This is a genomic window from Actinacidiphila sp. bgisy160 (assembly GCF_965342435.1).
Classification (GTDB): domain Bacteria; phylum Actinomycetota; class Actinomycetes; order Streptomycetales; family Streptomycetaceae; genus Actinacidiphila.
The window spans coordinates 92,261-113,785 of sequence record NZ_CBDRCM010000014.1 but is presented as its reverse complement, the minus strand read 5'-3'; the positions used below and the strand labels follow the sequence as shown (position 1 = coordinate 113,785).

Sequence of the window (21,525 nt, the reverse complement as noted above, 5' to 3'; positions counted from 1 at the left end):
TCTCGGTCGCGGTGTCCCGCCGGGATCACGTGAGTCGCCCGGCGGGCGCAGGCTGGTGGCGCGCGGCGGCGAGGTCGGCGGCCGCCGCCACGATGCGCCGCGGCACTCCGGGTGTCCAGGTCGGCACTGACCGCGCCGACCGCGTCCAGCAGGTGCCGCAGCCGGTGCCGGTCCAGAGCGCGCTGCGGCGACCGCACGGCCACGCCGCCCCCGGCCTGGCCCCGGCCCCGCTTCGGCCGGGGGCTGTGTGCCATGGTGCTTCCTCACGGCGCCGGCGGGCCCCTTCGTCACATCACCCGACCCTTTCCCACTACGCTCACCCGGCCGGGAGCACCGGCACCGGTGCCGCACCGGCCGCCCTGGCGCCGGCGCGGAGAGGGCACCTTCGAAGCGAGGACGCCGTACGCATCTGCCGGCCCGGCCGCGGCACGCCGGGGGCGCGGGTCAGGGGGAACACGTTGGCCCGCGCCCGTACCCCTCGGTCCGGGTGTGCGCCGACGGGGCACGGCGTGCGGACGCGCCCGGCTGTCACGCGGCGCCCCGCCCCCCGGAGTAGATTCGGTGAGGACCCGCGGGGGACGGCGGGGGATGGCGGAGGCTGCGATGACGGAAGCCGCGAGCGCGACGGACCGGGCCGGGACGCTGACGCTGGGCGGGGCGAGCGGGCGATGGGTCCTCTCGGCGGTGGTCCTGGGATCGGGCATGACCCTTCTCGACGGCACCGTCGTCAACGTCGCCCTCCCGACGATCGGCAAGGACCTCGACGCCACGCTCGCCGGCCTCCAGTGGACGATCAACGCCTACACCCTCACTCTTGCCGCGCTCATCCTGCTGGGAGGCTCGCTCGGCGACCGCTTCGGGCGGCGCAAGATCTTCATGATCGGCACGGTCTGGTTCGCGCTGGCCTCCCTGCTGTGCGGCATCGCCCCCGGTATCGAGCTGCTGATCGGCGCCCGCGCCCTGCAGGGCGTCGGTGGGGCGCTGCTCACCCCCGGCTCGCTGGCCCTGATCCAGGCGTCCTTCGCGTCCCAGGACCGGGCCCGGGCGATCGGCGTGTGGTCGGGCCTCGGTGGCATCGCGGGGGCGCTTGGGCCGCTGCTCGGCGGCTGGCTGGTCGACGCCGTCAGCTGGCGCTGGGTGTTCTTCATCAACCTCCCGCTCGCCGCCCTGGTCATCGCCGTCGCCGCCCGGCACGTCCCGGAGAGCCGCGACGAGAGCGTCACCGGAGGCTTCGACGTCGCGGGCGCGGTGCTCGGCGCGGTCGGCCTCGCCGGGGTCACCTACGCCCTGATCGCCGCCGGGGGAAGTCACCCGGACATCGCGGCCGTCTGCGTTTCGGGCGTCGTGGGCCTGGCCGCCTTCGCCGGGTTCGTGGTGACCGAGCGGCGCAGCGCACACCCGATGCTGCCGCCGCGGCTCTTCTCGAACCGCCAGTTCACCGCCGCGAACCTGGTCACCTTCGCGGTCTACGCGGCGCTCGGCGGCGTGTTCTTCTTCCTCGTACTGGAGCTGCAGACCGAGTCCGGGTACTCCCCCCTGGCCTCCGGGACGGCGCTGCTGCCCGTCACCGTCATCATGCTGGCGCTATCGGAGCGCGCGGGCCGGCTCGCCGAGCGCATCGGGCCGCGCATCCCCATGACGGTGGGCCCGGCGATCTCCGCCGTCGGCCTGCTGCTGATGCTGCGGATCGGCGCGGACGCCTCGTACGTCGCGGACGTCCTGCCCGCGGTGTGCGTCTTCGCCCTGGGCCTGGCGACCACGGTCGCCCCGCTCACCGCCACCGTCCTGGGCGCCGCCGACGTACGGCTCGCGGGCACCGCCTCCGGCGTGAACAACGCCGTGGCGCGTGCGGCGGGCCTGCTCGCGGTGGCGGCCCTGCCGCTGATGGCCGGGCTCTCCGGCGACGACTACGAGGACCCGGCCGCCTTCGGGCAGGGCTTCCGCATCGCCGTCGTGATCTGCGCCGGGATGCTGGCGGTGGGCTCGCTCCTGGCCTGGCTCGGCATCCGCTCCGATGTGCTCCGCGAGACCCTGGAAGAGCCGGTCAAGCCGGCCCCGCCGTGCAAGCACTACTGCGCCATCGGCGGCCCGCCCCTGCAGTGCGGTGTGCGGCCCGCGCCCGGGACGGCGGCCGGCGGTGGGCCCGGCACGCGCAAGGAACGCCCCCCGGCGGTGTGAGCCGCGCGAGCGGTGGGCGGGGTCAGTACTCCTCGGACTCGGGAACGAGATGCATCGCGGCCTCTTCGGCGGAGGCGGCCGCCCCGTCGATGCCGATGTCCTGGGCGACCATGCCATCGATGTCGTAGTGCGCGCCCTCGTCGGGGGCGACCAGCCGCCCGGCGCGCGGCCCGCCCACCTCGCCGTCGATCAGCTCCCCGTCGGTGTCCCAGGCGTCACCGATGCCGTCCCCCTCGGGGATCGGCAGGTCCGGGAGCTCCTCGGCCAGGCGTTCGTCGAGCGTCTCGCCCCGCAGGCGGCCCGCCGCGGTGGTGGCGGGCTTGTTCACCGCCCAGGGCCGCTCCGGCGGTGAGTAGCCCTCGTCGAGTATCTGGTCGACGCCGTGGTAGTCCAGAGTGTCCTCAGGCTCCAGCAGCCCGGCGTCGTCCTGCACCTCTGACCCGTCCGGCTGGTAGACCGCGTCACCCATCTCGTTCTCTCGCATGTCCGTCTCCTCGCTCACGCGCCGCCACCGCCTCGGCGCCGCCTCGCGGGCCGCGCGCCCCCTCTTTTCTCCACACTCTTCCGTCCGGACGCCGACCGCCACCCGGAAGCGTGAAAAAGATCGGTGCGAGAGCGTCTCCCGGACCTTCACCCGCGGTCCGGTGCCGGTGCCCCCCGCCGCCCCGGCCGCGCCACCGTCATCCCTCCCGGCGGCCGGGGCGGCGATCCGAAGATTCGTGCACCGGGGGTCAGCGTTTGGCGGACCGCCGGCCGACGGGACCGAAGTCGTCGCAGTCCAGGCCGGAGAACCCGTGAGCGAATCCGCGGACCACCCGGAAGGAGGCCTTGACCTGGATGCGCGGCGGGCACCGCAGCGTCACGGTGTACCAGCCCGGCCGGGTGTGCTTCGGCACCCGGAAGCTGCCGGCCAGCAGGCCGCCCCCGCCCAGGGGCAGCAGGTTGACCTGGCCGCCGGCTTCGGACTGGCCCTTGGAGTAGTTGGCGTCACGGCCGCAGGCCGTGGTCATGACCGTCAGCCGCATTCCGGGGACGGCGTAGTAGGGGGCGACCCACGCATCGGAGAAGTCGCTGGCGGAGGCAGAGCCTGTGGGAACAGTGAGACCGAAGACGGCCGCGGCCATGGCGACGCCGCCAAGTACGCGTGATGTAGGCATGAGGCAGCTCCAGGTCGAACGGACAGGGAGAGGAGCGGTTCCAGGGCGGTCGGCTCCACGCGGAGCAAAACAGGACCCCGTGGGGCCTGCCACTCGAAGGCGGCGCACACAGCGCCGAACGCGGCCCCACGCGGGCCGGGGCCGGCCGGTCACCGCAGGTCACACGCCATGTGCCCAGTCAACCGCGAAAGTGTCCCGGCCTACCCGCAAACAGGTGATGGAACGACAGATCTCTTGTGCAACAGGATTATTGACGGACAATCAAAAAGCCCGGGGCGATCACGCGTCCTTGTGGAGCCCGGTCGCCTCACGCAGCGCGGCTTTCGGCGTTCTTGAGGAGGGCGAGCAGCGGCAGGGTGACCGCCGTCGTCAGATCCGCGGCGGACAGCTGCCAGTTCAAGGGCGGCTGGAGGGCGTGGACGACGAGGAAGCCGGCCGCCGGGAGCAGGCAGACGCCGCAGAAGAGCGGCGACGCGGTGAAGTTGGACGCGGCGTCGGCGAGCCGCTCGAACCGGCCCCGTTCGTCTTTGTCGCCGCTCCGCTCGGCGGGATGCCGGAATGCCACGCCGTGCTCCCGGGGTGCTCGCCGAGATGCGGCGGTGCGGTGCGCGGGCCGTGCCCGGCCGGTCCGCGTCCGCGGGCCGGCCGGAGCCGGGGCGGTCAGCAGATGCGCGGCAGCTGCTCGCCCAGCGGCAGGTCCACCACGCGCGTCCCGCCCAGGCCCGTACGGGCGACGACCATGCCCGCGTGGTCCTGAACGCACTCGCCGATGACGGCCGCGCTCGCGCCCAGCGGATGGGCGCGCATCGCGGCCAGCACCTCCTCGGCGACCGCGCGGGGCACGAAGGCGACGAGCCTGCCCTCGTTGGCGACGTACATCGGGTCCAGCCCGAGCACCGCGCAGGCGTTGGCCACCGCGGGCGGCACGGGCACCGCCCGCTCCTGGAGGACGACACCGACCCCCGAGGCGGCTGCGATCTCGTTGAGGGCGGCCGCCAGACCGCCGCGAGTGGGGTCGCGCAGCACGTGCACGTCCGTCGTGACGCGCAGCACGGCCTCGACGAGCCCGCCGAGTGCCGCCGTGTCGCTTTCGATCTCGACCCCGAACTCCAGGCCCTCGCGCACGCTCATCACCGCGACGCCGTGCGCGCCGATCTCCCCGCTGACGATGACCACGTCGCCCGGTGCGGCACGCTGCGGGCGGATGTCGACGCCGTCCGGGATCAGCCCGATGCCCGCGGTGTTGACGTACAGCCCGTCGCCGTGACCGGCCTCGACGACCTTGGTGTCGCCGGTGACGACCTCTACCGCCGCGGTGCGCGCGGCCGCGCCGAGCGCCTCGGCGACCCGCGCCACCAGCGGCATCTCCACGCCCTCCTCCAGGATGAAGCCGCAGGAGAGATAGGCCGCCCTGGCCCCGCTCATCGCCAGGTCATTGACCGTGCCGTTGACGGCGAGGTCGCCGATGCTGCCGCCGGGGAAGAACAGCGGCCGCACCACGTAGGAGTCGGTGGAGAACGCCAGCCGGGCCCCGCCCAGCGTCACGGCCGCGGAGTCGGCGAGACCGGCCAGCACCTCGCCGCCGAAGGCGGGGGCGAAGACGTGCCGGACGAGTTCCGACGACAGCGTGCCTCCGCCGCCGTGGCCCATCACCACCCGCGGCTGGTCGCGCAGTGGCGCCGGACAGGTCCAGCCGGAGAAGTCCGGCGCGGCGAGGGTCTTGGCGATGTCAGCCAACGGGGCTCGCCTCCAGGGGTGCGCTGGTCCCGCCGAGCCGGCGGTAGAGGTAGTACGCGGCACAGGCCCCCTCGCTGGAGACCATCGTGGCGCCGAGCGGGGTGCGGGGCGTGCAGACACCGCCGAACGCCTCGCACTCGTGCGGCTTGATCAGGCCCTGCAGCACCTCGCCGCTGCGGCAGGCGGCCGGCTCCTTCGTGGTGATGCCGGTCACGGAGAACCGGTGCTCCGCGTCGTACTCCCGGTAGCGTTCCGACAGCCGCCAGCCGCTTGCGGGGATGACGCCGATGCCCCGCCAGGAGCGGTCGGTGACCTCGAAGACGTCCGCGAGCATCGCCTTGGCCGCCGGGTTGCCCTCGGGGCGCACGGCGCGCGGGTAGGCGTTCTCCACCCGGTACTCACCGCGCTCCAGTTGGTGCACCGCGCGGCGCACACCCTCCAGGATGTCCAGCGGCTCGAAGCCGGTGACGACGATGGGCACGCCGAAGCCCTCCGCCAGTTCCGGGTACTCCTCCGTCCCCATCACGCTGCACACGTGACCGGCCGCCAGGAACCCCTGCACACGGCAGTCGGAGGAGCGCATGATCGCCTCGATGGCCGGGGGGACGCGGACGTGGGACACCAGCAGGCTGAAGTTGGCGATGCCGAGCTTCCGCGCCTGGTGGACGGTCATCGCGTTGGGCGGGGCGGTGGTCTCGAAGCCGATGCCGAAGAAGACGACCTCGCGGTCAGGGTTCTCCCGGGCGATCCGCAGCGCGTCCAGCGGGGAGTAGACGACGCGTACGTCACCGCCCTCGCCGCGGACGCCGAAGAGGTCGCGCCCGGTGCCGGGGACGCGCAGCATGTCACCGAAGGAGCAGAAGATCACCCCGGGGCGGGAGGCGATCTCCAGTGCCTTGTCGATGACCTCCAGCGGGGTCACGCAGACCGGGCAGCCGGGGCCGTGGATGAGTTCCACCGCCTTCGGCAGGAGCTGGTCGATGCCGTGCCGGATGATGGTGTGGGTCTGGCCGCCGCACACCTCCATCAGCGCCCACGGCCTGGTCACCGTCGCGTGGATGTCGTCCAGCAGTCTCCGGGCCAGCTCCGGGTCCTGGAACTCGTCGATGTACTTCACCTGTTGTCCGCCTCCGCCGTCGTTGCCACCTCGGCGGCCGCCTGCTTCCAGGGGTCGCCGAACTCCTCCTCCAGCAGCCCGAGGTTCCCGAAGAGGGCGAGCGTCTGCCGCGCCGACTCCTCGTCGAGCCGTTGCAGCGCGAAGCCGACGTGGACGATGGCGTACTCGCCGACCCGCAGGTCGGGCAGGTACTCCAGGCACACGTCCTTCACCACGCCGCCGAAGTCGACGGTCGCCATCTTGGTGCCGTCACGTTCCTCGATCTCCAGCACCTTGCCGGGTACCGCCAGGCACATCAGCTGTCTCCTCGCTGTGGATGGTGGGGGAGGCCACGGGCGGCGACGACCAGCTGGCCGAGCGCCAGGCCTCCGTCGTTGGGCGGTACGAGCCGGTGGCGCAGCACCGTGAACCCGTCCGTGCGCAGGTCCCGTGCGCAGGCTGAGGACAGCAGCGCGTTGGCGAAGACGCCACCGCTCAGCGCCACCGTCGTGATGCCGTCGTGTTCCCGCACGGCGGCGCACACCCGCCGCACGAGGTCGGCCACCGCCCGGTGGAAGCGCCCCGAGATCACCCCGGCGGGCACGCCCGCGCCCAGGTCGGCGACGACGGCCGCCAGCACCGGGGCCGGGTCGCAGGCGGTCGCCCCGCCGGCGCCGGCGCGCAGCGCGAAGGAGTAGCCCTCGGCGGGCAGACCGCCCGCCGCCACGGCCGCGGCCTCCAACTCGACGGCGGCCTGTGCCTCGTACCCCGCCTCGTGGCACACCCCGGTCAGCGAGGCGACGGCGTCGAAGAGCCGGCCCATGCTGGAGGTCGGGACGCAGTGCAGCCCGCGCTCCAGCTGGGTGGCCAGCACGACCCGTTCGTCCTCCGGGCAGGCGGCCGTGCACGGCAGGTCCGGCGCCCAGGGAAGTCCGGCCGCCCACAGGTGCGCGAGCGCCATCCGGTACGGGCGGCGCACGGCCGCGTCCCCGCCGGGCAGCGGCACGTACGCCAGATGCGCGGGCCGCCGGAAGCCGTCGTAGCCGGCGAGCAGGAACTCGCCGCCCCACACCGCGCCGTCGTCGCCGTGGCCGGTGCCGTCGAAGGCGACGCCGATCACCGGGCGCGTCCCGTCCAGCCCCGCCTCGGCCATCGCCGCCGCGACGTGGGCGTGGTGGTGCTGCACCTGCCGCAGCGGCCGGTCGCCCGCGGATCGCCGCGCCCAGCCGACCGAGCGGTAGCCGGGGTGCCGGTCCGCGGCCAGCAGCACGGGCCTGACCCCGGTGATCGCCTCCAACTGCCGTTCGGCGTCGGTGAAGGCCGTCAGGGTCGCCAGGTCGTCCATGTCGCCGACGTGGGCCGACAGCCAGGCGTGCCGGCCCTCGCCCACGCAGAAGGTGTTCTTCAGGTCGCCTCCCACGGCCAGTGCCGGCGCCACCGGCACGGGCAGCGGCACCGGGAACGGCGCGTAGCCGCGCGAGCGCCGCACGGGCAGTTCCTCGCCGTCGCAGATCCGCACCACCGAGTCGTCGCACGGCACATGGATGGGCCGGTCGTGCGTCAGCCACGCGTCGGCCAGGCCCGCCAGCCGCTCCAGCGCCTGCTCGTCGTCGGTGACGATGGGCTCACCGCCCAGGTTGCCGCTGGTCATCACCAGCAGCCGCGGTCCCGGGGGATCGCACGGCAGCCCCAGCAGCAGATGGTGGAGCGGCGTGTACGGCAGCATCACCCCGAGGTCGGCCACCCGCGGTGCCACCGCCTCCGCCACCTCACGCACCCCCGGCCGCCGCCGCAGCAGCACGATCGGCCGGCGGGTGCCGGTGAGCAACGCCCGCTCCGCTCGGCCGAGGTGGGCCAGCCGTTCGACGTCCGCGAGGTCCCGCGCCATCAGGGCGAACGGCTTGTCGCCGCGGTCCTTGCGGGTGCGCAGCAGTCGTACGCTCTCCTCGTTGCCCGCGTCGCAGGCCAGGTGGTAGCCGCCCAGGCCCTTCACCGCGACGACCGCGCCCGCCGCCAGCAGCCGCCGTGCCAGCGCGACCGGTTCGCCCTCCTGCCCCGCGCCGCCGACCCCGTCCGCGCCGGGCAGGACCAGCCGCAGCCGGGGACCGCAGTCGTGGCAGGAGACCGGCTGCGCGTGGAAGCGGCGGTCGGCGGGATCCTCGTACTCGGCCCGGCACTTCGCGCACATCGGGAAGCCGGCCATCGTGGTGTTGGGGCGGTCGTACGGCAGGCCGGTGACGATGGTGAAGCGCGGCCCGCAGTGCGTGCAGGTGATGAACGGGTGCCGGTGGCGGCGGTCCGCGGGGTCGCGCAGCTCGGCCAGGCACGCCTCGCAGGTGGCCGTGTCGGGGGAGACCAGGGTGCGGGAGGCCGCGCCGCCGGGACGCGAGGGGCTGATGGTGAAGTCCGTGCCGCCCGCGAGGGGGACGGGACGGTGGGACACCGACTCCACCACCGCCAGCGGCGGCGCCTCGGAGCCGATCCGGTCACAGAAGGCCGCGACCGCGCCGGGAGCGCCCTCGACCTCGGCGACCACCCCGTCGCCGGTGTTGCCGACATGGCCCGCGAGCCCCAGCTCACGGGCCAGGCCGAACACGAACGGCCGGAAGCCGACCCCCTGCACGACCCCCCGGACCAGCACCTGGCGGCGCTGCGCGGTCCGGGCCGCGGGCCCCGGCTGACCCGGCATCAGTGTGTGTGGCCCACGGAGTGGGTGTCCCCGGCGCCGTCCTCGCGCGGGTCCGGGTGCGGGTGCGTATGTCCGTGCCCGTGTGGGTGCGGGTTTCCGTGGTCCACGGCGGTGCGCGCCATCACCGGGCGGTGCACCGCGGCGCCCGCGTGCACGGCCAGCGCCCGCTCGAGCAGCACACCCGCGCCCTCACCGTCCCGCGAGGACGTGACGACCACCTCCACACCCGGGTTGACCTGGGCGACGGCCGCGAGGAAGGCCGGCTCGTCGAAACCGACCGCCTGGGCGATGTCGTGCTTGGTCACGACCACCAGATGCGCCAGGCCGAAGGCCGTAGGGTACTTCAGCGGTTTGTCCTCGCCCTCGGTGACCGAGGCCAACACCACGCGGAGCGACTCGCCGAGGTCGTACGAGGCGGGGCAGACGAGGTTGCCGACGTTCTCCACGAACAGCAGGTGCGTGCCCTCCGGCAGCCACGAGTCGACGTGCGAGCGCACCATCGCAGACTCCAGATGGCACAGCCCGTCGGTGAGCACCTGCCGCACCGGGGCACCGGAGCGGGCCAGCCGGGTCGCGTCGTTCTCGGTGGCCAGGTCGGCGGTGAGCGCCGCCACCGGCACCCCGCGCAGCCGGGCCAGCCCCAGTTCCGACTCGAGCAGCGCGGTCTTGCCGCTGCCCGGGCTCGACAGCAGGTTCACCATGACGGTTCCGCGCGCGACGAGCTCCTCCCGCAGGTCCTGTGCGCCGCGGTCGTTCCTGGCGAGTACGGACTGTCGCAGATCGGTCACTTTGCACATGGCGCTCAGCGCTCCTCGGGGAATGTGGCGGCCGGCCGGCGCTGCTCGGCCCACCGCACCTCGGTGATCCGCAGCTCACGTCCGGACAGCAGCTCCGTCGCCGCGCTGTCACAGCCGGGACAGCTCAGCCGCGGTGGCATGCCGGTGGGCCAGTCCCGCACGCAGCGCGCGCAGCGGGCCCGGCCCGGGACGGTCTCGGTGATGAGGGCCGCGCCCTCCAGTACGGTGCCGGCGCAGGCGAGGTCGAAGCTGAAGGCGAGGGCGTCCGCCACGACACCGGCGAGTTCGCCGACCTCCAGGTGGACGGACTGCGCCGAGGGCGCCGCCTCGGTGCCGTCCGCGAGCCGGGCGGCGGCCTCCTCGACCTGCTCCACCACCGCCATTGCGATGGACATCTCGTGCATCGGTCTCTTCTCCGGTGTGCGGGTGCCGGCCGGACCCGGCTGCCGGTGAGCCCGGTGAGCCCGGTGAGCCCGGTGGGCGGTGCCGGCGGCTCACGCGGCTCCATTGAAGGCCCGGCGCCCGGGGCGGGCGGCCCGCCACGCCGCCGGGCCCGTGACGGCCTACCCGTTCGGCCTCACATGGACCGGATGTGCATGTAGCGCTTCACGTCGGGCAGGACGCGGGACATGGCGAGGGCGGCCACGGCCGCGCCCACCGCGCTGAGGGCGATCTTCCACATGGCGGGGTGCTCCTTTCTGCTCGTTGCTGCGCTGTGCGGCGGCGGCGGGCCGTCAGGCCACCGCGTGCGGGTCCGAGGGCCGGTCGCACTCCTCGCCGACGACCCGCAGCACCAGGCGCACGGCCTTGTCCACGGCGGCGGCCACGGGAGCGCTCAGACCGATGCCCTCCTCCAGGCAGGCCGGCTCGCAGCCGACCACCAGGACCCGGGAGGGTTTGGGGGATCCCGTTCCGGCGCTGAGGGTGTCGAGCAGTGCCAGCACGCTGTCCGGGGTCATCCGGTGCCCGTCGACGAGGGACTCGCCGGGGCCGTCGGTGCCGGGTGGCGGCGCCTCGATGAGGTGCAGCGTGCCGGGGGGGCCACCGCGTGCGACGGCGTCCACGAGGACCACGCTGCGGTACCCGTCGAGGAGCTGGTACGCCAGGTGCACGCCCCGTACGCCGGTGTCGGTGACGTGGACGCCGTCGGGCAGCTGGTGCCCGGACAGCCGCCGCACCACCTCGACGCCGAAGCCGTCGTCGCCCAGGAAGATGTTGCCGATGCCGGCGACCAGCACGCCTCCGGTGCTCACGCGTCCTCCACAGGGGCGAGCTCGTCGGGCTGGAAGTACAGGAAGCGGCCCTGTTCGCGGCGGATGTCCGCGCCGGGGTCGCCGTCGACGGTGACCGCGAGGTGCACTCCGCCGTCCACGTCGTGCAGCACCGCCTCCACCTGGGCGCTGCGCCCGTGCAGGAACAGGTCCTGCGCGTCGGTGCGCCGCGATCCCGGGCGCAGGACGACCCGGCTGCCGGCGGCCACCCAGGTGCCGCAGACCAGGACGCGGTCCCGGACCGGGTCGACGCAGGCGTCGGCGCCCGGGTCCCACCAGGGGGTCCCGGGGACCGCGGCGGGCTCGGCCCGCGGCCCGGTGACCTCGCGCAGCGCGCGCACCGCGCCGTGCAGTCGCTCCATCACCTCCGGCGGCATGGAATCGGCCAGGTCGATCACCGCGGCGGCCCGGTCGTCCGTGCCGCGTGCCTGCCGCTTCTCCTCGTCGGTGAGGGCGGCGGTGCGCAGTGCCAGGATCTCGTCGATCTCGGTGGCGTCGTAGAGCGCGCCCGGGCTCTCCGGGGCGATCCGCGGATGGTCCTCCAGGATGATGGGGGAGGAGAGCACCACGTTCGCCGCGGCGTGGTCGCCCGCCAGCACCGGCCAGGTGTTCTCGTTGCGGCACTCGGCGACGGCGGCCTTCGCCCACTCCGGCGGGTCCGTCATCGACACGAAATAGCCGGCGGTCAGGCCGAGCATGAGGTGGGCCGAGACCAGCGCGTGCGGCAGCGCCTCCTCCCGGTCCGAGACCAGGGCGCACCCGGTGTTCTCCGCGACGGCGGTGAGCCTCAGCACCCGGTAGGGCCCCGGCAGTTCCTCCGCGGACAGGCGCAGGACGCCTTCGACGCGGGCCCGGCGGCGCGTCACGCGCCCGACGGTGGCGCCGTCCTCCCCCGGGACGATCTCCGTCTCCTCCGTCGCGGGGACGGTGAACGGCAGGACGACGTCCTCGGCGGTCAGCGCCGCGACGTCGACGGACACCTCGACGCGTTCCTCCACGCCCTCGTCCCACGGAACCAGCACCCGGTCCGGCAGCCGGAGTTCGTCGGTGGGTTCGAACCCGCCGTCGCTCAGGGCCCGTTCCACCGTGCGCCGCTGGGCGTGCAGGAAGCGCAGCTCCGCGTGGAGCGCGGCGTCCGCGCGCGGCTCCATGAGGATCTCGGTGCGCTGCAGGAAGGGTTCGCCGGACGTGGCCGCCCACATCGGGGGCACGAGCACCCCGAACTGCCAGCGCATCCGGTTCTTCGCCGAGGACGCCCGGTACGGATAGAGCACGTAGCCCTCGAACAGGACGGCGTCGGCGGCCTGACGCGCGGTCGCGAAACGTTCCGTGGCGGCCGTCACCGGGCACCCCCGGCCGGTGCGCCGGCGCCGGCGAGCAGGGCCTCGACGGTCGCCTCCCACGAGGGCAGCGCGTGCGCGCTGCGGAAGGACCGCAGCGACTCCAGCGCCGTACGCGGCAGCCGGATCCAGCCGCAGCCCGGGAAGTGGGCGTCGATGGTCTCGCGCCACACCGCCATCGGCATGCGGCACACGGCCTCCTTGTCCCAGGGCACCGGCCGCACCTGGAAGCCGCCGGGGCCGACGAAGGCGGTGCCGGAGAAGAGCAGCAGCAGCGGCGCCTCACCGTCCGCCAGGGCCTCGAAGTACTTCGTCGAGGCGACGTCCATGTCGTAGGTGCACGGCACCGGCAGATCCACCTCGGTCTCGTCGGTGAAGCCCGGCACCATCAACGACACCTGCGCGAACTGCAGCGGCTGCAGGGTGGTGCCCCACCGCGCGCGCTCGCCGAACAGGTCGCGAAGGCCCCGCGCCTCCCCGTCGCCGTACGTCCGCTGCGCCGGCTCGATGCGCAACTGGCAGCGCAGCGCGAGGGCGTGCACCCGCTCCCCGCCGGGGGCGGTGATCCGCAGCCGGAAGACCAGCGTCGGTCCTGCGGCGTACGGATCGGCCCGTACGCCCGTGCAGCCGAAGTCCAGCTCGGTCACGTCGGCAACCCCTCCCGCGGCGCCGGTGCGGCCCGCTGTCGTACGTCGTCGAAGAAGGCGGCCAGTTCGGCGCGGGCGCCGGAACCGCCGTCGAATCCCTGCCAGTTCAGGCGCAGCCGGCCCACCAGTTCGTAGGCGCGGTCGACCGGGAGGAGGAAGCACTCGCCGCCGGCGCCCCCAGCGCCGTCCCTGCGGACCAGCAGCGCCTCCACGTCCGGCCGCAGCACGCCGGCCAGGGGCGAGTGGCCGAACACGGTCCGCCAGGTGCCGGGATCGACCTCGCTCTCGGTGGCGCCGGCCGGGCTCGGGTAGAGGACCACGGGCCGGTCGAGCGCCGAGTTGTGGAAGAAGAAGGCGACCGAGACGGGGATGCGCAGCCTTTGCCAGGAGGCCGCGTCGGGCACCGAGCCCGGGTCGCTCAGCACCCGGTCGGGCACCGAGGCGAAGCGTCCGCCGCCCGCGCCGGGCCGTTCGAAGAGCAGCGCGCACGGCACGCAGGCGCAGGTCAGCGCGCGCTTGCCGGTGTCGACCAGGTGCCGGTGGGGGCCCGTCAGGTCCACTCCGCACAGCTCGCAGCGTTCGACCGCGGGCTGGCGGGGCGCCACGAAACGGCGCAGTCCGCCCCCGGCGGTCTGCGGGCTCACGGCGCCTCCGGCGGGCGGTTGCCGATCTGCAGCAGCGCGGGCTCGCCCGCGGCCGGACCCGAGCGCGGCATCTCGACCACCGCCACCTCCGGGGCGAAGCAGGACAGCGCGGCCTCGATGCGCTCCCGGGTGGCGTCCATGGTGCTGGGGCAGCCGCAGCCGCCGTCCTCGCGGGCGCTCAGCCGCAGCGTGCCGGTCTCGGGGTCGAAGTGCTCGATGCCCACCGTCGCCCCGGCGCGTGCCGCCTCCACGGCGCGCCCGACCCGGGTCAGGGTGTCCTCGGGGTGCAGGTCGTGGAGGGTCAGCAGGCCCGCCACCATCTCGTCGGCCATCAGCACGGCGAGCGGGTCGGTCGAGCTGTTCTTCAGCAAAGTGACCGCGCGGGTCAGGCCCGCGCCGTAGAACTCCATGAGGGTGCGCACCAGTTCCTCGGCCGCGCGCGCCGTCTCGCCGTCGCCTGAGGCCGCGAACGCGTCGAGGATCTCCTCGACGCGCCGCGCCGTCTGCTCGGCGCTCATCCCGCCATTCCGCTCAGGCCGGTGGGCACGTGCAGCTTCTCCACGGTGCGCCCGCCGCCGACGTACATGTGCACGCCGCACGGCAGACAGGGGTCGAAGCTGCGCACGGCCCGCATGATGTCGATGCCCTTGAAGTTCTCCGGGGAGTTCTCCTCGAAGATCGGGGTGTTCTGCACCGCGTCCTCGTACGGGCCCGGGGTGCCGTAGGTGTCGCGCACGCTGGCGTTCCACGGGGTCGGCGGGTACGGGTGGTAGTTGGCGATCTTGCCGTCGCGGATGACCATGTGGTGCGAGAGCACGCCGCGCACCGCCTCGGTGAAGCCCACGCCGATGCTCTCGTCCGGCACCTCGAACTTCTCCCATGTCTGGGTGCGGCCCGCGCGCACCTCCTCCAGCCCCATCTCGGCGAAGTGCAGGGCGCAGGCGGCGGCGTAGGCCTGGAAGTAGGTGCGGGCCCGGTTGCGCTCCAGGGCGTTGCTCCACTGCGGGATCTTCCACTCGAGGGTGGTCTCCGGCTTGGTGAGCGTCTTGGGCAGGTTGATCACCACGCTGTGCCCGGTGGCCTTCACATAGCCCAGGTCGACCAGGCCGTTGAGCGCGGTGGACCACAGACGGGCGAGCGGGCCGCCACCGGTGTCCAGCGCCAGGTGGTCCTTGCCGTCGAACCAGCGCGGGGACATCACCCAGCTGTACTTGTCGCCGAAGTCACGCTTCTGGGGCGCGGGGATGGTGTGCTGGTTCCACGGGTGGCGCGGGTCGACGGGGTTGCCGAGCGGGTCGTGCGTGACGAACTGCTGCAGGCCCTCCCAGTCCTGGTAGTAGGAGCTGCCCAGGAGGATGCGGATGCCCAGGTTGATCTGCGTCAGGTCGTTGGTGACCAGCTTCCCGTCCACGACGATGCCGGGGGAGACGAACATCTTGCGTCCCCAGTCGGTCATGTTGGCGTACGTGAAGTCGCAGTGCTCCGGGTCGTTGAACGCGCCCCAGCAGCCGAGCATGACGCGGCGGCGGCCGACCTCCTCGTAGCCGGGCATGGCCTGGTAGAAGAAGTCGAAGAGGTCGTCGTGGAGCGGCACGACGCGCTTCATGAACTCCACGTAGCGCATCAGCCGGGTGAGGTAGTCGGTGAACAACTGCACCGACGCGATGGTGCCGACACCGCCCGCGTAAAGGGTGGAGGGGTGGACGTGCCGGCCCTCCATCAGGCAGAACATCTCCCGGGTGTACCGGCTGACCTGCAGCGCCTCGCGGTAGAACTCACCCTCGAGCGGGTTGAGCGAGCGCATGATGTCGCCGATGGTGCGGTAGCCGTGCTCGGCGGCGTGCGGGGCCTCGGTGCGGTCGGCCTGGTCCATGACGCCCGGGTTGGTCTCGCGGACCATCTTCTCGCAGTAGTCGACCCCGACCAGGTTCTCCTGGAAGATGTTGTGGTCGAACATGAACTCCGCGGCCTCGCCGAGGTTGATGATCCACTCCCCGAGGTGCGGCGGCTTCACCCCGTACGCCATGTTCTGCGTGTAGACCGAGCAGGTGGCGTGGTTGTCGCCGCAGATGCCGCAGATCCGGCTGGTGATGAAGTGCGCGTCGCGGGGGTCCTTGCCCCGCATGAAGACGCTGTAGCCGCGGAAGACCGACGAGGTGCTGTAGCACTCCGCGACGCGCTTCTGCTTGAAGTCGATCTTCGTGTGGATGCCGAGGCTGCCCACGATCCGGGTGATCGGATCCCAGGACATCTCCATCAGGCCACTGCCGTCTCCGGCCGTCTTCGTCTTCGGAGCCATGGTGTGTGCGTGCCCTTCGTCAAGCGGGGAGGTGGGGGTCAGTGGCCGGGCCGGTGCCGTGAGGTCACCAGGGCGCCTTGTAGCCCGTGGTGAGCTTCCGGCCGGTGTGACGCCACTTGGGCTCCTTGTCCACGGTCCTGGCCGTGATGGAGCGCAGCCGCCGGATCGCCGCGCCGTACGCGCCGCTGGCGGTACTGGACAGCCGTGCGCCGGGCGGCTCGTCCATGAACGGCATGAACATGTCCGGGAAGCCGGGCATGGTGCAGGCGATGCAGATGCCGCCGACGTTGGGACAGCCGCCGATGCCGTCCATCCAGCCGCGCTTGGGGACGTTGCACTTGACGACCGGGCCCCAGCAGCCGATCTTCACCAGGCACTGCGGCGAGTCGTAGCGGTCGGCGAACTGGCCCTGCTCGTAGTAGCCCGCGCGGTCGCAGCCCTCGTGCACGGTCGCGCCGAACAGCCACGCCGGGCGCAGCTTGTCGTCCAGCGGGATCATCGGCGCGGAGCCGGCCGCCTGGTAGAGCAGGTACGTCAGCGTCTCGGCGAAGTTGTCCGGCTGGATCGGGCAGCCGGGCACGCAGACGATCGGGATGCCCGCCTTCGACTTCCACTCCCAGCCCAGGTAGTCCGGCACGCCCATGGCGCCGGTCGGGTTGCCCTCCATGGCATGGATGCCGCCGTAGGTGGCACACGTGCCGATGGCGACCACGGCCAGGGCCTTGGGCGCGAGACGGTCGATCCACTCACTGGTGGTGATCGGCTGGCCCGTCTCGGGGTTGTCTCCGAAGCCGCACCAGTAACCCTCGGCCTTGATCGCCTCATTGGGGATGGACCCCTCGACGACCAGGACGAACGGATCGATCTCGCCGCGCTCCGCCTTGAAGAACCACTCGATGAAGGTGTCGGCGCCCCCCACCGGACCGCACTCGAAGTCGATCAGCGGCCAGTGCACCTGGATCTCGGGGAGTCCGGGAAGGCCGCCGAGGGCGATCTCCTCGATGCTCGGCAACGTCGCGGCGGTCAGCGACACCGAGTCGCCGTCGCAACTGAGCCCCGCGTTGATCCAGAGAATGTGGATCGGGGCCTGCCCGTCCCCGGCTGCCGGGGTCCGCGCGACGTCGTTCCTGGTCGAAGCAGTCGCATCCATCGGGATGCCTCCTCATCGAGCGACAAATGCCACATAAAGGCATCTATCCCCTTGATAGCGACTGGCTCGCCGGGAGGGGACGTCGAAGAGGGCCAACACGGTGACCGCCCCGCGATCCGTGGGCCCCGCCCCGAACCATGGCCAAGGCGGCCGGCGCGCACGGTGGCGTGGCGGAGGCGGCTGTGCGCGTCTGTATGCCGCGCGGCTGTCGCTGGGCGGGCCTTACGGGCAGGCGGCCGCCGGCGTGGCCACCCGCAGGTGCGGCGGGGTGCCGGCGGGGGTGCGGCGGTGGACGAAGGCGGAACGGAGGGCGTGATACGGGGACCGGGGGTCGAAGAAGGCCTCACGCATCCGGGACAGCTCCTCGGCGCGGTGGGACGCCAGGACACGCTCCGCCTCGCGGCGCTCGGCCTCCGCCTTCTTGGCGGCGATCCTGGGCCGCGTCCCCGCCGTGCGGGCCAGGCGGGCCGCGAGGCGGGCGACGTCGGCGCCGAACTCCTGCGGGCCGCACATCAGCAGCCGGTCCACCAGCCCGATGCGCAGTGCGGCGGCCGCGCCGACCGGGAGCGCCCGCTCCATCAGGCGTGCGGCCATGGCGGGGCCGACCCGGCGGGGCAGGGTGTACGTCCAGTACTCCGAGCCGTACAGGCCCATCAGGCGGTAGTGCGGGTTGAGCACCGCGCCCTGGCGGCACCAGACCTCGTCGGCGGCGAGGGCGAGCATCACGCCACCCGCGCCCGCGTTGCCGCCGAGGGCGGCGACCACCAGGCGGTCGCCGGTGGTGAGGACCGCCTCGACCAGGTCGTCGATGGCGGTGATGTTGGCCCAGGACTCGGCGCCGGGGTCCGCTGCCGCCTCGATGGCCTTCAGGTCGATGCCGTTGGAGAAGACGTCCCGGGCGCCGCCCAGCACCAGCACCGAGGTGGGGCGCGTGCAGGCGTGGCGGTACGCCGCGAGGAGCCGGCGGCAGTCGGCGGCGGACATGGCACCGCCGGCGAAGGTGAACGACAGGACGCCCGCCGCGCCGTCCTCGCGGTAGCGGATGTCGGCCCAGGTGTCACGGTCGCCCGCGAGCTCCGGGGGCAGCGGGTCCTCCGGCAGCGCCGACAGGAGGCCGCCGAGGGCGGTGACGGCGGGCAGCGCGAAGGTGGGCGGGCCGCCGGGGGCGGGACGGGGCCGCAGCCGCGGGATCCACACGGCGCCGTCGCGGGTGGCCCGGCACACCGCGCCCGCGCGGGTGGCCAGCAGCCGGCCCGGCTCGCCGCGCAGCCGGTCCTCGGGGTGGCCGCCGTGCAGGAACCACTGGGCGCCCAGGAGTTCGTCCAGGACGCCGGGCCGCGAGTCGGCGGCGCGCAGCTTGCGCAGCACGGTGGCGGTCGGGTCGGCGGCCCAGTCGATGCGCCGCTCGTCCTGGCGGAGGGCGGGGCGGACGCGGACGAGCGCCCCGAGGGCCGGGTCGCTCTGCCGCCGGGGGGCGTACGCACCCGACGCGAACCGGTCGACGGCCAGCAGGACGGCCTCCATCGCCGCGTCCGAGATCTCGCCCCGGTACAGGTCGCTCTTGCCGACCGGCGGTACCTCGCAGTCCACCGAGGCCCAGACCGGGCCCGCGTCCATCTCCTCCTCGGCCTGCAGGACCGTCACGCCCCATGCGGCGACGCCTTCCTGCACGGCGCGGTCCAGGGAGGCGGGGCCGCGGTCCCCGGGCGGCCCGGGGTGCACGATCAGGCAGGTGCGGGCGGTCCGGACGTCCGCGGGGATCGCCGTCTTCAGCATGGGCGCGATGACGAGTTCCGGCTCATGGCGGGCGATCGCCGCGCGCATGGCGTCGCCGTCGGGTGTCACCTCCACGGCGAGGGTGTGGCCCAGCTCGCCGAGTTCCGCGTACACGCGCTGCGTCAGGCTGTTGAACGCCGACGCCATGAGCAGGATGTGCATGACGACCTCCCGGGCCGCCCGGCACGTCGGGGAGGGGGGAGCACCGGCCCCGGCCTTCAGCGATGATGCCTGCCCCGCGGGCGCCTGCGGGTGCGCCCGGCCGCCGGTTCACCCGATCGCCCCCGGGCGGCCCGCCGCCGGGCCGGGCCGCCGCGCTGTCCCGGGCCGTCTCACGTATTGACGCGAACGCATCAACTCGATAGGTCTATACCAGATGCATTTGGTGCAGACCATTTGCGCGTTCCCCCCACGGGAGGCCCGGATGCGAAGAACTCTGGCCCTGGTCACGGCGCTCGTCGGAGCGCTCGTCCTGCTCCTCGCCCCGCCCGCCGCGGCGGCCGCCCCGAGCGCGGCCTTCGTCAAGACGGCCACCTGGGACACCGGATACCAGGGGCAGTACACGATCACCAACGGTGGTACCACGACACTCAGTGGATGGACCGTCGAGTTCGACCTGCCCTCGGGGACGAGCGTCGGCTCGTACTGGGACACCCTGATGACCCGGAACGGCAGCCACTACACCTTCAAGAACCGCGAGTACAACGGCACCCTCGCGCCCGGCGCGAGCGCCGTATTCGGGTGGGTCTCCTCGGGCACGGGCGTGCCCGAGGACTGCAGGCTCAACGGCGGTTCCTGCACCGGCTCCGGCGGCGGCCCGGACACCACCGCGCCCGGCGTCCCCGGCGGGGTGACCGTCGGCTCGGCCACCTCCTCCTCCCTCACCGTCCGCTGGACGGCCTCCACCGACGACTCCGGCAGCGTCGCCGGCTACGAGGTCTCCCGGGACGGCGGCGCGCCCGTCGCCGTGACCGGCACCTCGTACACCGCCACCGGGCTGCAGGCGAGCACCGGCTACTCCTTCCGGGTCCGCGCCAAGGACGCGGCCGGCAACACCTCCGCCTACAGCGGCGCCGTCACCGGGACCACCACCTCCGGCGGCACCAACCCGCCCCCGGGCGGCGTGCGCACCGCGCCGTACGTCGACATGGGCGCCTGGCCGACGCCCGGCCTCACCACGCTCTCCTCGGCGAGCGGCCTGAAGAGCTTCACCATGGCCTTCATCACCGCCTCGTCCTGCAAGGCGATGTGGTTCAACGCCTACGACCCGCGCGACGCCTGGAACAAGGACCAGATCGACGCGATCCGCGCGGCCGGCGGTGACGTCAAGATCTCCTTCGGCGGCGCCTCCGGCATCGAACTCGCACAGGCCTGCGGCTCGGTCGACGCGCTGTACGCCGAGTATGACGCGGTGGTCAACGCCTACGGCCTGACGTACGCGGACTTCGACATCGAGGGCGCCGCCACCGCCGACCCGGCGTCCGTCGTCCGCCGTTCCCAGGCGCTGGCCCGGCTCCAGCAGGCCCACCCGGGACTGCGGATCTCGCTCACCCTGCCCGTCCTGCCGGAGGGGCTCACGGAGGACGGCCTGGGCGTCGTGCGGTCGGCCCGGGACGCCGGGGTGAACCTCGACGTCATCAACATCATGGCGATGGACTACTACCGCAGCGCCGACTACGGCGACGCGGCGATCCAGGCCGCCAACAGCACCTTCGCCCAGCTCAAGTCCCTCTACCCCGGCAAGTCCGACGCCCAGGTGTGGGCGATGGTGGGCGTCACGCCGATGCTCGGCCAGAACGACGACGGCCGGATCTACGACCAGGCCGACGCCCGTCAGCTGGTGAGCTTCGCCCAGGGCAAGCACCTCGGCCTGCTCGCCTTCTGGGAGACGACCCGGGACCGCAACGCCTGCAGCGGCGCGCTCTACATGTGCACCAACATCCCCCAGTCCCCGTACGAGTTCTCGCGGATCTTCGCGGGCTACACCGGATAGCGCCTCCCCCGGGGGTCCCCGGGGCGGTCCCCACGGGCCGTCGTCGTGTGCGGAACGCGGCGGCGGCCCGCTGCTTTCCGGCCGATGTGGAGACGATGTCGTCGATCCGTGAAGGCGCTTTCACGGAGGCCGCGGTTCCACTGAGTCCATTCACCCGGACGCCCAGCTCACCGCAAGTGCGACACAACGGATAGTACACATCGTGAACAACCGGTGACCGAAAGTCGCGGAGCGATGTGACGAGCGGGCGTTCGATGCACAAGACTCCTCGACGTCCGATATCCGGATCTAGTGCCGAAGGAGTGTTCGCTATGCGGATCAGTGCGGTGGGGACCTGCCTGGCCCTGATGGCGGCGGTGTGTTCGGCGGGGGTCGCGGCCGGCTCGGCGGAGGCCCGGCCGACCGGGGCGACGAGCCTGTACGCGCCGTCCGCGCTCGTCCTGTCCGTGGGGAAGGGAGAAGACCCCGCGACAGCGACGATACAGCGCGCGGTGGTGCTGCGCTGCAGGCCCACCCCGTACGGCGACCACCCCGACCCGGTGGCCGCCTGCGCGGAACTCGCGGCCGGGGGCGGGGACCTCGCGGCCATGACCGCCGACGCGGAGGGTGCGGCCTGTACCCGGATCTGGGACCCGGTGGTGGTCACCGCCGACGGGGTGTGGGAAGGCCGGCGCGTCACCTTCGCGCGGACCTTCGGCAACCCGTGCATGCTGCGCGGCAGCGACGCGGCCGGCGTCTTCGCCTTCTGACG

Annotated in this window: 21 protein-coding genes; 3 read left to right on the top strand and 18 right to left on the bottom strand. The window is 73.3% G+C overall.

Features of this window, described 5'->3' with window-relative positions; genetic code table 11:
* Positions 1-603: 603 nt before the first annotated feature.
* A complete protein-coding gene (locus ACRWNP_RS14635) occupies positions 604-2,178 on the top strand; it encodes an MFS transporter (RefSeq protein ID WP_431961637.1) in 1,575 nt (524 codons plus the stop codon).
* A 22-nt stretch (positions 2,179-2,200) separates the two neighbouring features.
* Here the strand turns inward: ACRWNP_RS14635 and ACRWNP_RS14630 are convergent, their stop codons facing one another.
* The 18 genes from ACRWNP_RS14630 to ACRWNP_RS14545 form a co-directional block, all read right to left on the bottom strand.
* Positions 2,201-2,662, bottom strand: coding sequence for a DUF5709 domain-containing protein (locus tag ACRWNP_RS14630; protein ID WP_431961636.1), 462 nt, complete (start codon positions 2,660-2,662; stop codon positions 2,201-2,203).
* 247 nt (positions 2,663-2,909) lie between these two features.
* Entirely contained in the window at positions 2,910-3,335 is a 426-nt protein-coding gene (locus ACRWNP_RS14625; RefSeq protein WP_431961635.1) for a hypothetical protein, read from the bottom strand.
* Between the two features lie 307 nt (positions 3,336-3,642).
* Positions 3,643-3,900, bottom strand: a complete 258-nt coding sequence (locus ACRWNP_RS14620; protein WP_431961634.1) for a hypothetical protein — start codon at positions 3,898-3,900, stop codon at positions 3,643-3,645.
* A 95-nt stretch (positions 3,901-3,995) separates the two neighbouring features.
* Positions 3,996-4,985 (bottom strand): hydrogenase expression/formation protein HypE, encoded by a 990-nt coding sequence (hypE, locus tag ACRWNP_RS14615; protein ID WP_431961667.1) that lies wholly within the window; start codon positions 4,983-4,985, stop codon positions 3,996-3,998.
* 79 nt (positions 4,986-5,064) lie between these two features.
* Positions 5,065-6,189 carry a hydrogenase formation protein HypD gene (gene hypD, locus ACRWNP_RS14610; RefSeq protein WP_431961633.1) on the bottom strand — a complete coding sequence of 375 codons (1,125 nt, stop codon included), beginning with the start codon at positions 6,187-6,189 and terminating at the stop codon, positions 5,065-5,067.
* Positions 6,186-6,485 (bottom strand): HypC/HybG/HupF family hydrogenase formation chaperone, encoded by a 300-nt coding sequence (locus ACRWNP_RS14605; RefSeq protein ID WP_431961632.1) that lies wholly within the window; start codon positions 6,483-6,485, stop codon positions 6,186-6,188. The genes hypD and ACRWNP_RS14605 overlap by 4 nt, the downstream gene beginning before the upstream one ends.
* Positions 6,485-8,857 carry a carbamoyltransferase HypF gene (gene hypF / locus ACRWNP_RS14600; RefSeq protein WP_431961631.1) on the bottom strand — a complete coding sequence of 791 codons (2,373 nt, stop codon included), beginning with the start codon at positions 8,855-8,857 and terminating at the stop codon, positions 6,485-6,487. Before hypF ends, ACRWNP_RS14605 begins: the two co-directional genes overlap by 1 nt.
* Complete coding sequence (gene hypB / locus ACRWNP_RS14595) at positions 8,857-9,654, bottom strand: hydrogenase nickel incorporation protein HypB (protein ID WP_431961630.1); 798 nt, start codon at positions 9,652-9,654, stop codon at positions 8,857-8,859. The genes hypF and hypB overlap by 1 nt, the downstream gene beginning before the upstream one ends.
* A gap of 5 nt (positions 9,655-9,659) precedes the next feature.
* Complete coding sequence (locus ACRWNP_RS14590; protein WP_431961629.1) at positions 9,660-10,058, bottom strand: hydrogenase maturation nickel metallochaperone HypA; 399 nt, start codon at positions 10,056-10,058, stop codon at positions 9,660-9,662.
* Positions 10,059-10,231: 173 nt separating this feature from the next.
* A complete protein-coding gene (locus ACRWNP_RS14585; protein WP_431961628.1) occupies positions 10,232-10,336 on the bottom strand; it encodes a DUF6893 family small protein in 105 nt (34 codons plus the stop codon).
* A gap of 52 nt (positions 10,337-10,388) precedes the next feature.
* Complete coding sequence (locus ACRWNP_RS14580; protein WP_431961627.1) at positions 10,389-10,907, bottom strand: hydrogenase maturation protease; 519 nt, start codon at positions 10,905-10,907, stop codon at positions 10,389-10,391.
* On the bottom strand, positions 10,904-12,268 hold the full coding sequence (locus ACRWNP_RS14575) for a hypothetical protein (RefSeq protein WP_431961626.1): 1,365 nt from the start codon (positions 12,266-12,268) through the stop codon (positions 10,904-10,906). Before ACRWNP_RS14575 ends, ACRWNP_RS14580 begins: the two co-directional genes overlap by 4 nt.
* Positions 12,265-12,912 carry a DUF6084 family protein gene (locus ACRWNP_RS14570; RefSeq protein ID WP_431961625.1) on the bottom strand — a complete coding sequence of 216 codons (648 nt, stop codon included), beginning with the start codon at positions 12,910-12,912 and terminating at the stop codon, positions 12,265-12,267. Before ACRWNP_RS14570 ends, ACRWNP_RS14575 begins: the two co-directional genes overlap by 4 nt.
* Positions 12,909-13,556, bottom strand: a complete 648-nt coding sequence (locus ACRWNP_RS14565) for a DUF5947 family protein (RefSeq protein ID WP_431961624.1) — start codon at positions 13,554-13,556, stop codon at positions 12,909-12,911. The genes ACRWNP_RS14570 and ACRWNP_RS14565 overlap by 4 nt, the downstream gene beginning before the upstream one ends.
* Positions 13,553-14,074, bottom strand: a complete 522-nt coding sequence (locus ACRWNP_RS14560; protein ID WP_431961623.1) for a hypothetical protein — start codon at positions 14,072-14,074, stop codon at positions 13,553-13,555. The genes ACRWNP_RS14565 and ACRWNP_RS14560 overlap by 4 nt, the downstream gene beginning before the upstream one ends.
* Entirely contained in the window at positions 14,071-15,855 is a 1,785-nt protein-coding gene (locus tag ACRWNP_RS14555) for a nickel-dependent hydrogenase large subunit (protein WP_431961622.1), read from the bottom strand. Before ACRWNP_RS14555 ends, ACRWNP_RS14560 begins: the two co-directional genes overlap by 4 nt.
* Before the next feature lie 64 nt (positions 15,856-15,919).
* Positions 15,920-17,005, bottom strand: coding sequence for a hydrogenase expression protein HypE (locus ACRWNP_RS14550; protein WP_431961621.1), 1,086 nt, complete (start codon positions 17,003-17,005; stop codon positions 15,920-15,922).
* Positions 17,006-17,227: 222 nt separating this feature from the next.
* Entirely contained in the window at positions 17,228-18,943 is a 1,716-nt protein-coding gene (locus ACRWNP_RS14545) for a hydrogenase maturation protein (RefSeq protein ID WP_431961620.1), read from the bottom strand.
* A gap of 262 nt (positions 18,944-19,205) precedes the next feature.
* On the opposite strand from ACRWNP_RS14545, the gene ACRWNP_RS14540 reads away from it, so the two are divergent.
* Together ACRWNP_RS14540 and ACRWNP_RS14535 are read left to right on the top strand one after the other, a co-directional pair.
* On the top strand, positions 19,206-20,774 hold the full coding sequence (locus ACRWNP_RS14540; RefSeq protein WP_431961619.1) for a cellulose binding domain-containing protein: 1,569 nt from the start codon (positions 19,206-19,208) through the stop codon (positions 20,772-20,774).
* A gap of 311 nt (positions 20,775-21,085) precedes the next feature.
* Positions 21,086-21,523 carry a subtilase-type protease inhibitor gene (locus ACRWNP_RS14535; protein ID WP_431961618.1) on the top strand — a complete coding sequence of 146 codons (438 nt, stop codon included), beginning with the start codon at positions 21,086-21,088 and terminating at the stop codon, positions 21,521-21,523.
* Positions 21,524-21,525: the final 2 nt, after the last annotated feature.

Bases quoted from the DNA above. Each gene is read 5' to 3' on its own strand.
- ACRWNP_RS14635 (WP_431961637.1), top strand. From the start codon at position 604: ATGACGGAAGCCGCGAGCGCGACGGACCGGGCCGGGACGCTGACGCTG.
- ACRWNP_RS14630 (WP_431961636.1), bottom strand. From the start codon at position 2,662: ATGCGAGAGAACGAGATGGGTGACGCGGTCTACCAGCCGGACGGGTCA.
- ACRWNP_RS14625 (WP_431961635.1), bottom strand. From the start codon at position 3,335: ATGCCTACATCACGCGTACTTGGCGGCGTCGCCATGGCCGCGGCCGTC.
- hypE (WP_431961667.1), bottom strand. From the start codon at position 4,985: ATGGGCCACGGCGGCGGAGGCACGCTGTCGTCGGAACTCGTCCGGCAC.
- ACRWNP_RS14605 (WP_431961632.1), bottom strand. From the start codon at position 6,485: ATGTGCCTGGCGGTACCCGGCAAGGTGCTGGAGATCGAGGAACGTGAC.
- hypF (WP_431961631.1), bottom strand. From the start codon at position 8,857: ATGCCGGGTCAGCCGGGGCCCGCGGCCCGGACCGCGCAGCGCCGCCAG.
- hypB (WP_431961630.1), bottom strand. From the start codon at position 9,654: ATGTGCAAAGTGACCGATCTGCGACAGTCCGTACTCGCCAGGAACGAC.
- ACRWNP_RS14590 (WP_431961629.1), bottom strand. From the start codon at position 10,058: ATGCACGAGATGTCCATCGCAATGGCGGTGGTGGAGCAGGTCGAGGAG.
- ACRWNP_RS14585 (WP_431961628.1), bottom strand. From the start codon at position 10,336: ATGTGGAAGATCGCCCTCAGCGCGGTGGGCGCGGCCGTGGCCGCCCTC.
- ACRWNP_RS14560 (WP_431961623.1), bottom strand. From the start codon at position 14,074: ATGAGCGCCGAGCAGACGGCGCGGCGCGTCGAGGAGATCCTCGACGCG.
- ACRWNP_RS14555 (WP_431961622.1), bottom strand. From the start codon at position 15,855: ATGGCTCCGAAGACGAAGACGGCCGGAGACGGCAGTGGCCTGATGGAG.
- ACRWNP_RS14550 (WP_431961621.1), bottom strand. From the start codon at position 17,005: ATGGATGCGACTGCTTCGACCAGGAACGACGTCGCGCGGACCCCGGCA.
- ACRWNP_RS14545 (WP_431961620.1), bottom strand. From the start codon at position 18,943: ATGCACATCCTGCTCATGGCGTCGGCGTTCAACAGCCTGACGCAGCGC.
- ACRWNP_RS14540 (WP_431961619.1), top strand. From the start codon at position 19,206: ATGCGAAGAACTCTGGCCCTGGTCACGGCGCTCGTCGGAGCGCTCGTC.
- ACRWNP_RS14535 (WP_431961618.1), top strand. From the start codon at position 21,086: ATGCGGATCAGTGCGGTGGGGACCTGCCTGGCCCTGATGGCGGCGGTG.